Consider the following 15,395-nt stretch of genomic DNA (forward strand, 5'->3'; position numbering starts at 1 on the left):
ACATAGGTGTATAAAAAAAGCCTCTTTACGTATCGTAAAGAGGCTTTCAGTACCCGGAGCCGGAGTCGAACCGGCACGGTTTCCCACTGGTGTTTGAGACCAGCGCGTCTACCAATTCCGCCATCCGGGCATATCCGTTTGGGATGATGCAAAAGTAGGTTTTTTATTGAAAAGGAGAAAACTTTTTGAATAAATTTTCAATCAAAACCAATATAGGACTGAGATTCAGTCAAATAATTTTTCATTAGTTACTCAAAAAACTTGCTTTAACTGTGATATTAGCTGTTTTTTTTCTTGATGCTGTATTAAATGCACCACCTGAAGAGTACTCTTCGTTGTCGTTTTGTCCCGTTATCTGAAAAATTCCCAGATCGGCCTTTACCAGATTACCCAATCCGGCATTCGATTCCTTTGCGATATTCTCTGCACGTTGATGTGCATTTTTCGAAGCCTGTGAAATAAGTTCCAGCTTTAGATCCTCTAGCTTGGAGTAATAATAGTTAGGGGTACTGGAGCTAAGTTCTATCCCCTTGGAAATTAATGTCGATATTTCTCTTGAAGCATTGTCAACTTTATTTAAGTCTTTTGATTCGACACTGACGGCCTGCGATAAGGTATAACCGGAAAAAGTATTATAACCATTGCCTTTTCCATCGGTATGATATTCAAAGTCTTTGGCAATATTAACAGCCTCGAAACGGATCTCGTCAGCCTTAACCCCCTGTTGTACTAAAAAGTCCCGCACCAAATCTCTATCGGTAGCCAATTGTGCTGAAGCAGCACTCAATTCATAATTCTTTCGGCTAAAAGTAGCACTCCATTTGACTAAATCGGATTCAAAATCTTTTTTGGCATTACCATTAACAGTGATTGTCTGCGTCGATTTAAACTTATAGCGATAAGCTGTACCCAATATCCAGGTGCCGAGCAAGAGCACAACGCCCATTATAATCGAAATAATAACAGCGGATGATGATTTCATAACCAGTTTTTTATGTTTACGTAACAATGAATATACCAAAAAATCGATGTTTATTTATTTTTTATGAATAAATTGCGACAAAAAGGTTTAAAAATATGAATAAGAAAAGTATCTGTATTCCATTTTGTTTTCTGGCTGCATTCGCTGCCCATGCGCAAAAGAAACCATTGGATCATACGGTATATGATAGTTGGCAAAGCGTATCATCACCCTATATCAGTAAATCGGGAAAATTTATCCTATTCCAGGTCGTTCCACAAGAAGGCGACAATCAGCTTTTTCTCAAAACCAAAGAGAACAAAGAAATCATTCAAATTCCCCGTGGGTATAATGGAAAACTAACAGATACCGAAAATCATCTGTTAAGTTTAGTCAAAGCGCCATTTGCCTTAACCCGCGAAGCCAAGATCAAAAAGAAGAAAGCCGAAGATCTCCCAAAAGATTCATTGGCAATCTACAATGTAACAACGTCATCCCTTGTCAAATTTGCGCAGGTAAAATCCTATAAAATTGCTGATCAAAACAACAATTTCGTCTCTTTTCTTTTCGACAAGGAAATAAATGAAAAACCTGATTCAAAAACGGCTACTGATGCCACACAAGCAAAGAAAGGCAGCGATAAAAAGAAAAAAACAGTGGCAACGCTTGCTTTATATGATCTAAATTCTGGTGATTCGGTGCAATTCTCATCTGTAGATCAATACGAATGGAATAAAAATGGATCAAAAATCGTTTTTTCAAAAAAAACAGATTCAAAAGATAGCCTATCAAAAGAATCTGGAGTCTACCTTTACGAAATAGCAACTAAAAAGCTTAAAAAGATATCAAATGGAAAAGGTAATTATAAAAATTTCAAATTTGATGAATCAGGTAATCAGCTCGCTTACCTGGGGGATCTCTCCAATGAAAAGGCATTACTAAAAAATTACAATCTATATTATTATGCCAATGGTATAGATACAGCCCAATACCTCGCAACAAAAACAAGCAATGGTATACCTAAAGACTGGGCCGTTAGTGGGGATGGCGATATCCGTTTCAGCAAAAATGGGGAGAAGCTATTTTTCGGCATAGCACCAATACCACGTGTCAGAGACACCACTTTGGTTGATTTTGAGCATGCTAAAGTGGACGTTTGGAACTGGCAAGACGACTATTTACAGCCCATGCAGTTGGTCAATTTAAAGAAAGATCTTGCAAGAAATTTCTTAGCGGTTACTTACCCCAAATATAATCGCAACATTATTCCCCTTACGGACCAAACATTTAACTCCACCGCACTTACACCGGACGGAAATGAAGAGTATATCTTAGCTCGCACTGATTTTGGCAAGCGCATCGCAAGTCAATGGGAAGGCAGTACACGAGACGACATTTATCTGGTTTCAACAAAAACAGGAAATAAAGAGTTAATCCTTTCAAACTTTTCAGGAAATGCAATCTTAAGTCCTGACGCAAAATACATCGTATATTTCGACCAAGATAAAGGTTCCTGGAATTCCTATCAGGTTAGTTCAAAGAAAAAGATGGTGCTAAATGACGGTATACCAGCGTCCTTTGCCGACGAGGAAAATGATATGCCTACTGCCGCGCAAGGATATGGCATGGCAGCATGGAGTCCGGACTTTAAAGGGATTTACGTCAATTCGAGGTATGATATCTGGTATTTTAACTTGGACGGTTCCAACAAATCCATCTTGACCAACGGCTATGGAGCTGCATCGCAGACAACTTTCCGCTACTTACCGCTAAAAAGAGAAGAGGACCGCGAACAAGCCACAACACTCGACTATAAAAAGGGTGGTTTTCTAACTTCCTTTGACAATAAAACCAAAGAATCTGGTTTCTACCAGTTCAAGGGGCAGCATAGCGATCCTAAAAGTCTTTTGGTGGAGGCAAAAACGTTCAGGAATATCAGCTCTTCAGCGGATCAACAAACGATACTGTACAGTAAAGAGGATTATATGAATTCGCCTAATATCTACACCAATACCATAAAGTTCAAAGACGAATTACAACTATCCAATATTAATCAGCAACAGGCTAATTACAACTGGGGGACAGCGGAGTTAGTCCATTGGACAACGCCCGAAGGAAATCAGGCTGAGGGAATTCTTTATAAACCAGAAAATTTTGATCCTGCAAAAAAATATCCCATTATAGCTTACTTCTATGAAAAGCTTTCAGATGGATTATATACGTATCAACCCCCTGCTCCTACGCCATCGCGTTTGAACATCCCCTATTTTGTAAGTAACGAGTACCTGGTATTTGCGCCAAATATAAGCTACAAAACAGGTCATCCGGGTAAATCAGCTGAAGAATACATCAATTCTGGGATGAGATACCTCGCTCAGAATGCATGGGTTGATAGCACAAAGATGGGAATACAGGGCCAAAGTTGGGGCGGTTATCAAGTTGCTCACCTCATTACGCGGACCAATATGTACGCTGCAGCATGGACTGGTGCTCCTGTCGTCAACATGACATCTGCCTATGGCGGAATACGCTGGCAAAGTGGTATGTCCCGCCAGTTCCAATACGAACATACACAAAGCCGCATCGGAAAAACCCTGTGGGAAGCTCCAGAACTATATATCGAAAATTCACCTTTATTCCATTTGGATAAAGTTAAAACTCCTGTTGTCATTATGGCTAATGACAACGACGGGGCCGTGCCATGGTATCAAGGTATTGAAATGTTTACTGCGTTACGCCGATTAAACAAACCTGTATGGATGCTGAATTATAATGGTGATGAACATAACCTTATACTTCGACAAAACCGTAAGGATATACAAATTCGCGAACAGCAATTCTTCGATCATTTCCTAAAAGGTGCCCCCGCTCCTTCTTGGATGAAGAAAGGAGTACCTGCCACCGAAAAAGGAATAGACTGGGGATTCGAATTATAACACAAAACAATAAAAAAGGTGTGATTTATATAAATCACACCTTTTTTATTAGCCAAAAACCATAATTTTTGAATTATTTCACAAAAAACATCAAAAAAAATTTCAGTTTTCAATAAAAACACAATATTTTTGAAAAACAAAATCAACAAAACTGTAATTTAACTACAAAATACAAATGTCGAACCTAAGATTCAAAGCAGTAGAAGCAGCAGGCTCACGCCAAATTGCTTCATTTGAAAAAGTTGAAACTAAAAAAGCAACTGACATTTACGGAAAGAATGTTTTTTCCGTAAACAAAATGAAAGACTACCTTCCTAAAAATTCATACAAGGAGTTAGTTGCATCCATTGAAGAGGGACAGATTATTTCAAGAGATTTGGCTGAACACATTTCACAGGCCATGAAAACTTGGGCACTTAACCACGGCGTTTCTCACTACACACACTGGTTTCAACCTTTAACGGGTTCGACTGCTGAAAAACATGATGCTTTTTTTGAGCCAGACGAAAACGGTGAAGCCATTGAAAAATTTACTGCTGACGCATTAGTTCAACAAGAGCCCGATGCATCTTCTTTCCCAAATGGTGGTATCCGTAATACATTCGAAGCTAGAGGATATACAGCTTGGGATCCATCTTCTCCTGCATTCATTTACGAAACAGGTGCTGGTAAAACATTATGTATTCCAACAGTTTTTGTTTCCTATACGGGTGAATCATTAGACTATAAAGCTCCTTTATTGAAAGCCATCAACGCAGTAGATAAAGCGGCAACGGATGTTGCTCAATATTTTGACAAATCGGTCACTAAAGTAAACGCTTCTCTAGGTATTGAACAAGAGTATTTCTTGGTTGACCTTTCCTTATATAATGCTCGTCCAGATCTTCAGTTAACGGGCCGTACGTTATTTGGCCACATGTCGGCCAAAGGCCAACAATTGGAAGACCACTATTTTGGTGCGATTCCAGAGCGCGTATTAGCGTACATGGTGGACTTGGAAAACGAAGCGCTAAAATTAGGTATTCCTTTAAAGACTCGTCACAACGAAGTTGCACCTTCTCAATTTGAATGTGCTCCAATGTACGAAGAAATCAACTTGGCCATCGATCACAACCAATTGTTGATGAATGTCATGGAACAAGTTGCTTTAAGACACAACTTCAAAGTATTGTTGCATGAAAAACCATACTCTGGTGTCAACGGATCTGGTAAACACAACAACTGGTCTTTAATCACAAATACTGGTGTAAATTTATTATCTCCTGGAAAAACACCTAAAAACAATTTGATGTTCTTGACTTTCTTCGTCAATACCATCAAAGCTGTTTATGAATACGCTGATTTGATGCGCGCTTCTATCGCTAGTGCAAGCAACGATCACCGTCTGGGTGCAAATGAGGCTCCACCAGCAATTATTTCAATTTTCTTAGGCTCTCAATTGGATGAGCTTTTGGAAGAAGTTGAATCTGCTCGTGTTGCTAAAAAAGTAAAAGCAGAGGCAAACTTATGGCATGGTATTCCTAAAGTTCCTGAATTAAAACTGGACAATACAGACCGGAACCGTACTTCACCATTTGCCTTTACCGGTAACAAGTTTGAATTCCGCGCTGTTGGTTCTTCTGCAAACTCCGCTTTACCGATGACCGTGTTGAATGCGATCGTTGCAGCGCAATTGATCGAGTTCAAAACAGAAGTAGATAAACAAATCAAAAAAGGCACGAAAAAAGATCTTGCGATCTTAAATGTTGTCCGCAAATACATCAAAGATTCAAAAGCTATCCGCTTTGAAGGCAATGGATACAGCGAAGAATGGGAAAAAGAGGCCGAAGCACGTGGTCTTTCTAACATCAAATCGACACCTAAAGCATTAGATGTTTATGTAAAAGAAGAATCTTTAGCCCTGTTTGAATCACTAGGTATTTATACCAAACGTGAATCAGAAGCTCGCCACGAAATTTTGCTTGAAAACTTCTATAAAAAATTACAAATTGAGGCGCGTGTCATCGAAGAGATGGTTAACAACCAAATCGCCCCAGCATGTTTCATTTATCAAAATGAATTGATTGAAAACGTCAAAGGATTAAAAGACCTGGGTCTGGCACAAGCAGCATTCAGCTCTCAATTGAACTTTGTAGAACGTATTTCAACACACGTAAATACCATCTTGGAGCAAGCTGAAGCAATGCGTCAAGAACGTAAAAAAGCAAACCAAATTGATGATGTACGTGAGAGATCAATCGCTTACGATGAATTGGTTAAACCATATTTCGATGTGATCCGTTATCATGTCAACAAATTGGAGAAAATTGTTGATGACAAAAAATGGCCTCTTCCAAAATTGAGAGAGATCTTATTTTTAAGTTAAGATAACTTCCCAATAAAACAAAAAGAGCCGGCGATATTGCTGGCTCTTTTTGTTTTAGGGGAACGTTCGTCATCTCTTGCTCCTTACCTCCTCTCACAACAATAGCTCCTATTTTTTTAATCGATTATCTTCGTCATTATCCCCCCCCTTTTTATTGACTGACTTAATATTCATATTACCAAAACGATAAGAAACAGACAATCGGATAACCCGACTATCATATGCATTTCGTATACGATAGTATCCATTTTCCTGATAACTCGACAGTCTGCGCTGGCCTCTTGTATTCAAGACATCATTTATACCCAACTTGACATTCAATTTTTTGTCAAGAAATGTTTTACCTGCACCTAGATCAATGCCATAGTAAGACTGAAAACTAAATACGCCATATACTGCTGGCGAGAAATAATTGCCCGTCAGCTCCAGGTTTGTTGTTTCCCCAATTCGGATATCATGATTGGAACTTACCTGAAACGATAACTTTTCCAATTGGCGTTGCGCTCCGGAGTGCTCATCAAAACTAAACTTATTATAAAAAGCGCTGGCATTGTTAGAAATACTCCACCATTTAAAAAGCTTAACGGGTATATTGACATTCATGTTGTAATAATCAAAATAAGCCAAATTTCGATCGGTCTGTGCAATAGCTTTGGTCTCTGAATTACTTTCTATGACCTGAGTGATTGCATCGTTGGTCCTCTTATAGCCCAAACTCAGTAAATAGCGATCTTTAAAGGTATAATTTACTTCATACGAATTGGTATATTGTGGATTTAAATAAGGGTTGCCATACTGATACGTGTATTGATCCAAATAATACACAAAGGGATTCAATACCCCATAATCAGGGCGGTCAATACGTCTGCTATAACTCGCACCAAGCTTGTGATTATCATTAATCTGTTGCTGTACAAATATTGATGGAAAAAAATCGGTATAGGTACGTTTTGTTTGTTGCCCAAGCGTCACTGAGTTTCCTAGGGAGTTCGTATTTTCAACACGCAGTCCAGTTTGTACCGAAAACTTTCCGAACGATTTATTTAAACTGAAATAAGCTGCTGCTATATTTTCATTGTACAAAAAATGATTACTTTGACCATTATTTTGCACAAACTCGCCTTGCTGATCCTGATCTTCGTACAACAAATTATTATCTGTTTTTACGCGGCTATATTTTAACCCCGCCTCGAGTTTCGTCGTTTTATTAAAAGGATGCACAAAATCGGTTTTAAAAACTAATATTTTTGCCTTAGAAAGCATATCATTCCGGAAAATATGCGGTGATTTAAATTCTTCCCAGTTTGCGTCCAAAAAATGGTTTCCAACAGTGCTATTGTCATTATTTTTCGAATATGAATAATCCCCATTAAACGTCAATTCAGTCCCTAAAGTATCAAATGTCTTTTTGTAATTCAGATTATAAGTGAGGTAATGGTATTTAAAATCTGACAAATTACTTCCTAATACTACCGAATCAAGCTTTCCTTTTTGAGAAGCGATCAGATTGCTTCCCTCCCGTGTTGAATGACCATTGCTTACATTACCATTAACCACAAATCCAATGACCTCCTGTTTCCCCAGGTTAAAATCTGCCGCAAATTTGAAATTATGACCTCGATAGCGGAATTTCGAATAAGAATCCGAATTGAAAAAAGTCGTCCCGCTTTTGGTATCTACAGCCCTATCGATATCTAAATCATTAAAGCCTAAGGCAGTTGCATAGTTATAGGAAGAAAATAAGTTCACCCAATTATTACGATGGTTTATGAGAAAGCCACCATCAGCCTTTGTATATTTACCCTGCCCTAAATTGAGGTTTAAACTAACATTACTTCCAAATTGCGTATTCCTCTTCGTCTTAATATTAATAATTCCTGCATTCCCTGCCGCATCATATTTTGCAGGTGGATTGGTGAGTACTTCGATCGAGGCTATTGCATTTGAAGCTGTATTTTCCAATAAGCGCGACACTTCATCTGCAGAAAGATAAGTAGGCTTACCATCAATCATGATGATCACATTACTTTTTCCACGAAGGTTGATCTTTTTGTTGTCTAAAGTTACCCCCGGGACCTTTTGCAAGAGTTCCAATGCGTTATTTCCGGTTGCCAAAATACTGTTCTCGACATTGAGCACAACTTTATCAAGGTGACTTTCAATTAATGGCTTCTTGCCAATTACCTGCGCCTCATCCAGCACTTTACTTTCCAGCTGTAATCGAATCGTATCCAGCACCTTGAAATCACCCGCACGCAGCATTATTTCCCCAGAACGATAAGTACCATAACCCACCGTGGACACCTGTAAGCTGTACTTCCCCTCGGGTATCGCAAACAACACAATTTCTCCATTTTCGTTGGATAAGGTTCCTTTTAACAAGACATCATTGGGTTTACGAAACAGTGAAATATTTGCGGCAGCAATGGGCTTGTTGTCCTGCCCAACAACGACAGTACGTAATTCCCCCCCGTCAGACTGTGCTGAAACGGGTCCGGCATTAGAACACAGGAATAAAACAATAGAAAATAAGAGCAATTTAATTTTTTGTGGTTTCATAATGTAATTTCTTTGGGCTATCGATCGGATAGTCAACTTCATAATAATGACAACAAACCTCGTGTATTCATTACACGTTGACTAGCAGAAATAGACAGGTAGTGCGATTCACTCGGTAGACAACCAAATAATATCGGTAAACCCTATCCTTCGCTGATCGCTTTTACAGCGGATAGGATCCTGCGAGCTAATTTTGAATCTTCTGAAACATATCGTAGGAAAATGACATCGAATCAAAATAAAAATTCAAAAAACAAATAAAATTCAAAACAAATAAATTGTATACAAAAAATATTAAGCATAATATTTGTATTTTTGCATCGAAAATTAGTAAACTGATTCATGAGCACTGTATCATTGAAGAAAAGACTCTACCGTATTTATATCCTTATGATACGATTTATGCATGGCGAGCATGCTGGAGACGCATTACGTAATGTTGCCATCAGTATTTTGCCAAGTTTGGCGATCTATTTATTGGGAGCGCAAGCGAGCACGGCTATCGGAATCGGTGTCGGATCGTTGTTAACGACACTCACCGATCCTCCTGGCAACAGAAAAGATAAACTTTCTTCAGCTCTGGTATGTATTCCCACCTTCTTTGTTGCATCATTGTTTACAGCTATTGTATTTCCCTATCATTGGCCCTTGGTTATCGTGCTAGCGGCAGCCGGTTTTATATGCACCTTATACGGCATTTTTGGAGCCCGCTATGCTGCAATTGGAAACATGACATTGATTCTCATGAGTTTTGTGATCGGAATGGCCCCACAACACCCCTTTGCGGTTGGCTTACAGATTACAACAGGTTCCATAATATATTACTTTTTTAGCCTTTTACAAGCCTATATACAACCTTATCGCTCTTTGAAACATGCCATGGCTAATGGCTTTCATGGATTGTCCCAATTTCTATTGATACGATCACAGTCTTACGATCCCGATATTCCTTTGAATATTACGTACAGTCGCGTAGGAAAAATTCATGGCCAGATCAGCGAACAGCAGGAACAAATCAGGTCTCTTCTGTTTCGAGAAAAAAAAATCATAAGCCAACAGTGGCATAAAAGCAATTATTGGCTTAGTCAGGTTTATGGATTAATTGACCTCCATGAGTTAATTATTGCGCTTGATCATGACTACGATGCAATTCGCAAAAATCTTGCAGACACGGGCAGCCTTCCCATAATTCGTCACACAATCAAATTATTAGCGTTAGAAATCGATAGCTTTTCACAACCCGACAAGAGGTTCCGGTATGCACATCAATTATACCATAATAACTTTAAAATTAATGCCCTCTTACGGGATTTAAAAGAAATTCAAGAACAACAGGCCGATCCAGCAAAAGGTATATTATGTTCTATCATATGCAACATCGAAGCAATTATTGATGTACTCAACAGAATCCAGGTCGCTTTTTATCAAAATCAGGAAATTCAGGATAAGATTGACACCAGCGAGTACCAACAATTTATCAGTCGACCATTACGTAATCTCGCTGATCTAAAAAGTAAACTCCATCTGAATAATCCGCTTTTTCGATTTGCGGTTCGGATGGCTCTTCTTTTTGGAACAGGTGCATTGATCGGTATTTTATTTTTGGATTTTAAATATACCTATTGGATCTTACTGACGATCGCTATTGTTGCCAGGCCAGCATTTTCAATGACAAAAACCCGTAATATAGAACGTATTGTCGGTACATTCTCGGGTATTATAGTTGGTGTGTTCTGCTTAATTTCTATTCATTTTCTTCCAGCACTCCTAACCATAGCTGCATTGGGTCTTTTTGGATTCTTTTTGTTCAACCGATCTAATTATATGGTCAGTGTCATCTTCATTACCTTGGGAATTGTGATTGCGCTCAATCTGTTCGAAGGGAACATCAATCTCATTTTAGGCAGCCGAATACTTTTCACACTGATTGGAGCATTCTTGGCTATAGCGGGTTATTTCTTGATACCTGTACGCCAGAGCACAGGCATGGTTCAGCTGGCAAAAGAGGTATCCCTTTACAACGCGCATTATTTCCAGATCATCAATAACCGTCTGTCGGACGAACGACAAAGTTCGTTTGATATACGACTGGCTCGTAAAAAGGCGCAGACCGCCATGGCCCTGTTTTCAGACGCCATCAATCAAATGAAACAAGAACCCGAGCACAAATGGATGGATTGGTCACATATTCACCATTTTCAAGCACTCGCATATCAGGTCAATTCCCATTTGGTGGGCCTCTCGCTATCTTTAAACAAAAAGACGAATCGCCACCTCGCCTATGATATCCATAGTAGAATCGATGCGCTTAAACCTCTTCTAACAGATTTAAATCAAACTGCAGAACGGATCAATTTAAAGAAATCATAATACCCGATTGACAGTTACTTTTGCGGTTTCATCGGAAGATATGCGATTCCAATCGGCATGTTATTCAAAATTCCTTTAACTAAAAAATAGCATTTCTTTTGCTTTAATAAAAAAAGAGTTTATATTTGTGTCGTCTTCGAAAGAAGATTTCTAATCAACACCTCCCTTCATCAGTAGGTCTTGATTTATAAAGAAGTGGCGAGAGACTGGCTCAATGACCCACTGGCAACCTTCAATTTGTTTGAAAAGGTGCCAATTCCTGTCCAAAACAATATCGTTTTGGAGCATATAAATGACATAAGACAATGATTATTAAATTACTGAAGTCCATTAAAAATTCAGGTTCAACACAAGTGAACCGCACGATAAGCGAAAGTGTAACCCATCGTACAATTGTATCGATGCGAATGCGTATGCATATGCACTTCCATGCTTGTTAAAAATCATTTCCGTTTTCTTGGATAAAGATTTAACAGACCCTTCAAGGAGGTGTGTATGCTTCTCTTTTTACTTTGCAATTTCTTTTTGAACCCTTAAAATCTGATATATTATGTCTTCAAACAAAAATTTAAAATTCGAAACTCTTCAGGTTCACGCTGGCCAAGTCGCTGACCCTACTACGGGATCTAGAGCAGTTCCTATATATCAAACAACATCTTTTGTATTTGAAAATGCCGAACACGGCGCAAACTTATTTGCATTAAAGCAGTTCGGTAATATTTATACACGGATTATGAACCCTACTACGGATGTTTTCGAACAACGTATTGCGGCACTGGAAGGTGGAGTTGCAGCTGTTGCTGTTGCATCCGGCCAGGCGGCACAGTTTATAGCTTTAAATAATATTTTGGAAAGTGGTGACAATTTTGTTGCGGGATCCAACTTATACGGCGGTACATTCAACCAGTTTAAAGTTTCTTTTAAGCGCCTAGGCATCGAAGCTCGTTTTGCAACAGACGCCGAAGCAGATAAAATTGAAGCGCTCATTGATGATAAAACAAAAGCAATCTATGTTGAAACAATCGGAAACCCAAGTTTCAATATTCCCGACTTTGAAAAAATTGCTGCCGTAGCAAAAAAATATGACTTACCATTAATCGTCGACAATACTTTTGGAGCCGGAGGTTATTTATTTAAACCTCTGGAGTATGGTGCAAATGTGGTTGTTGAATCGGCAACTAAATGGATCGGTGGACATGGCACAAGCATTGGCGGTGTCATCGTCGACGGCGGAAACTACAATTGGGGCAATGGAAAATACCCGCAATTTTCCGAACCATCTGAAGGCTATCATGGTTTAGTATTTTCCGAAGTTTTCGGTGAAAGCGGACCATTCGGAAATATTCAATTTGCCATTCGGGCGCGTGTGGAAGGGCTCCGGGATTTCGGACCAGCACTCTCCCCTTTCAATTCATTTTTATTATTACAAGGACTTGAAACCTTGTCTTTGCGGGTGCAACGCCATGTAGACAACACTTTAGAGGTCGCAAAATGGCTTGAGGCGCATCCACAGGTAGAAAAAGTAAACTATCCGGGATTAAAAAGCTCTCCGAGCTTCGCTAACGCACAAAAATACCTTAAAAATGGCTATGGCGCGGTACTTTCTTTCCAGCTTAAAGGTGACGCAGCGCAAAAGGCCAATAGCTTTATCGACAGCTTAGAATTGATCAGTCATTTAGCCAATGTTGGTGATACGAAGTCATTGATTATTCATCCAGCAGCTACAACCCATCAACAATTGAGTGATGAAGATCAAGCCAATGCCGGAGTCTTCAAAGGCTTATTACGTCTTTCTGTAGGAATAGAGCATATTGATGATATCAAAGCTGATTTACAACAAGCTTTTGATAAAATTAAATAATCAGATTTTTTCGGCTTAAAACTTAAACGTGAAATGAGTAAGCATATATATCTGCACCCGGAGCCTTTTGTATTTGAAAATGGAAGAGAGCTTAATGATTTACAAATCAGTTATGAAACATTTGGCAAACCCAACGCAGATCGCAGCAATGTGATCTGGGTTTGCCATGCATTAACGGCCAATGCAGATGTGCTGGATTGGTGGTCCGGTCTTTTTGGAACAGGTGAGTTGTTTGATGCAAACGATTATTATATTATTTGTGCCAATGTCATAGGATCAGCATATAATAGCAGTAATCCGCTATCTGTAAACCCAGCAACCGGACAACCCTATTACCTATCTTTCCCCGAATTCACAGTGAGGGATTTGGTTCACGCACATCAAGTCCTTGCGGACCACCTGGAAATCAAACAAATAGAGATCCTTATCGGGGGGTCATTAGGCGGTCAACAAGCATTGGAATGGGCCGTATCGCACAGTATAGCCATCAACCATCTCATCGTGGTTGGAACAAATGCCGTCCACTCACCATGGGGTATTGCATTCAATGAAAGTCAACGTCTGGCCATTACAACTGATCGAACCTTTTACGCCAATCACCCTGATGGTGGAGCTAAAGGATTGAAAGTTGCACGCGCTATGGCACTGTTGTCTTACCGCAACTATATAACGTATGCCAACACGCAAAAGGAAGATGATAACGAAAAACTCGATCATTATAAAGCATCCTCCTATCAGAACTATCAGGGTGAAAAATTGGTGAAACGCTATAATGCGTACAGCTATTACTTCCTGACCAAAGCAATGGACAGCCACAATTTAGGTCGTGGAAGACGATCTATTGAATCTGCTTTGGCGAGCATTGATTGTCCAACTTTAGTCCTGAGCGTTAATACAGATTTGTTGTTTCCGCCACAAGAGCAACAATTCATCGCGCAACATGTTCCCAATGCCCATTATCAAGAGATTGAATCGACCTATGGCCACGATGGCTTTTTGATCGAAACAAAAAAACTCACAAAAATCATTAGCAGCTTTCTGCGGGAACAAAAAGAATACATAAACGAATTAGTATAAGAGAGTAAATAATATATAAGAGAATTTAAGAAGAGATATGAGTAATAAATTAACAATAGGGATGTTTGGGTTTGGTGTCGTAGGCCAAGGTCTTTACGATATCATCAAAACCAAAGATCTTAATCTGGAGATCAAGAAATTTGTCATTAAAAACGGAGATAAAAAACGCTCGCTACCAGCAGATTTATTTTCTACCGATGCCGAAACAATTTTAGGTGATCCAGAAATTAATACTGTTGTCGAACTAATCGATGATGCCGAAGCAGCATACCAACTAACTGTTCGTGCCTTGAAATCGGGGAAAAATGTGGTATCTGCCAATAAAAAAATGATTGCCAGCCATTTGGAAGAGCTGGTTGATATCCAACATGAATACGGGACCAGTTTATTATATGAAGGTGCCGTTTGCGGAAGTATTCCCATTATACGGAATTTAGAAGAATACTATGACAATGAATTACTGCATTCTGTCAGCGGTATTTTTAATGGATCTTCCAACTACATTTTATCTAAAGTTTTCAACGAAAATCAGCAATATACAGATGCTTTAAAGAAAGCACAAGAACTTGGTTTTGCAGAAACAGATCCAACGCTGGATGTAGGTGGATTTGATCCCAAATTTAAGGTATGTATTGTTGCTTCGCATGCGTACGGTATCTATGTCAAACCAGAAGATGTGTTCAATATTGGTATTGATAAATTGGGACAGCAAGATATTCGTTTTGCGAAAGAAAAGAACCTCAAGATCAAACTGATACCGACGGCAAAAGAGATCGACGGCGACAAAGTTGTACTTTATGTATTACCACGCCTAGTAGGCAAAGACAGCATGCTCTATAATGTAGAAAATGAGAACAATGGAGTATTGGTGAAAGCGGCCTTTGCAGACGAACAATTTTTCTATGGTAAAGGAGCAGGTGGCCACCCAACAGGTTCTGCTGTGCTATCGGATATCGCGGCTCTTCGCTATGGATACCGCTATGAGTATAAAAAACATTTAGAATCCAGCACATTAAATTATAGCCAAGATTATTTAATTAAGGTTTATTTGAGATATACAGATGATACACTGATTGAAAAGTTAAATTTCAGTGAAATCACAGAACGATATTACGCACCAGATTTCAAATATGTCATCGGACATATTAATCTTCAACAAATCGCAGCCCATAAAGCTGATTTGGATCAAGAGGGCAATTTTATTGCTGAAATCGCGTAGGCAATCAACAAACCAACCTACCTTGAAGAAGCTGTCTCAAATTTATT

General features: G+C 39.1%; 8 protein-coding genes, 1 tRNA gene and 1 riboswitch. Of the genes, 6 read left to right on the forward strand and 3 right to left on the reverse strand.

The window, feature by feature from the left end; all coding sequences use genetic code 11:
• Nucleotides 1-50: 50 nt before the first annotated feature.
• Both B4Z90_RS19520 and B4Z90_RS19525 read right to left on the reverse strand, forming a co-directional pair.
• Nucleotides 51-130 (reverse strand) — tRNA-Leu (locus tag B4Z90_RS19520).
• 114 nt (nucleotides 131-244) lie between these two features.
• On the reverse strand, nucleotides 245-982 hold the full coding sequence (locus tag B4Z90_RS19525) for an SIMPL domain-containing protein (protein ID WP_046674621.1): 738 nt from the start codon (nucleotides 980-982) through the stop codon (nucleotides 245-247).
• Nucleotides 983-1,077: 95 nt separating this feature from the next.
• On the opposite strand from B4Z90_RS19525, the gene B4Z90_RS19530 reads away from it, so the two are divergent.
• The gene (locus B4Z90_RS19530) at nucleotides 1,078-3,897 is read left to right on the forward strand and encodes a S9 family peptidase (protein WP_286803034.1); all 2,820 of its coding nucleotides are present in this window, start codon (nucleotides 1,078-1,080) and stop codon (nucleotides 3,895-3,897) included.
• Between the two features lie 175 nt (nucleotides 3,898-4,072).
• Nucleotides 4,073-6,262 carry a glutamine synthetase III gene (locus B4Z90_RS19535; RefSeq protein ID WP_070565356.1) on the forward strand — a complete coding sequence of 730 codons (2,190 nt, stop codon included), beginning with the start codon at nucleotides 4,073-4,075 and terminating at the stop codon, nucleotides 6,260-6,262.
• Between the two features lie 108 nt (nucleotides 6,263-6,370).
• On the opposite strand, the gene B4Z90_RS19540 is transcribed toward B4Z90_RS19535, so the two are convergent.
• Nucleotides 6,371-8,821 (reverse strand): TonB-dependent receptor domain-containing protein, encoded by a 2,451-nt coding sequence (locus B4Z90_RS19540; RefSeq protein ID WP_286803037.1) that lies wholly within the window; start codon nucleotides 8,819-8,821, stop codon nucleotides 6,371-6,373.
• Nucleotides 8,822-9,163: 342 nt separating this feature from the next.
• Here B4Z90_RS19540 and B4Z90_RS19545 point away from each other — a divergent pair, with 342 nt between their 5' ends.
• The 4 genes from B4Z90_RS19545 (at nucleotide 9,164) to B4Z90_RS19560 (ending at nucleotide 15,348) form a co-directional block, all read left to right on the forward strand.
• A complete protein-coding gene (locus B4Z90_RS19545; RefSeq protein ID WP_286803042.1) occupies nucleotides 9,164-11,191 on the forward strand; it encodes an FUSC family protein in 2,028 nt (675 codons plus the stop codon).
• A gap of 182 nt (nucleotides 11,192-11,373) precedes the next feature.
• Nucleotides 11,374-11,486, forward strand: a riboswitch (SAM riboswitch).
• 255 nt (nucleotides 11,487-11,741) lie between these two features.
• Nucleotides 11,742-13,052: an O-acetylhomoserine aminocarboxypropyltransferase/cysteine synthase family protein gene (locus tag B4Z90_RS19550; protein WP_046674616.1), complete on the forward strand. Its 1,311-nt coding sequence runs from the start codon at nucleotides 11,742-11,744 to the stop codon at nucleotides 13,050-13,052.
• Between the two features lie 33 nt (nucleotides 13,053-13,085).
• Nucleotides 13,086-14,129, forward strand: coding sequence for a homoserine O-acetyltransferase family protein (locus tag B4Z90_RS19555; RefSeq protein ID WP_286803047.1), 1,044 nt, complete (start codon nucleotides 13,086-13,088; stop codon nucleotides 14,127-14,129).
• 37 nt (nucleotides 14,130-14,166) lie between these two features.
• Nucleotides 14,167-15,348, forward strand: coding sequence for a homoserine dehydrogenase (locus B4Z90_RS19560; protein ID WP_046674614.1), 1,182 nt, complete (start codon nucleotides 14,167-14,169; stop codon nucleotides 15,346-15,348).
• Nucleotides 15,349-15,395 lie beyond the last annotated feature (47 nt).

The sequence above is a fragment of the Sphingobacterium sp. UBA5639 genome, assembly GCF_002421245.1.
GTDB classification, from domain to species: Bacteria; Bacteroidota; Bacteroidia; order Sphingobacteriales; family Sphingobacteriaceae; genus Sphingobacterium; species Sphingobacterium multivorum.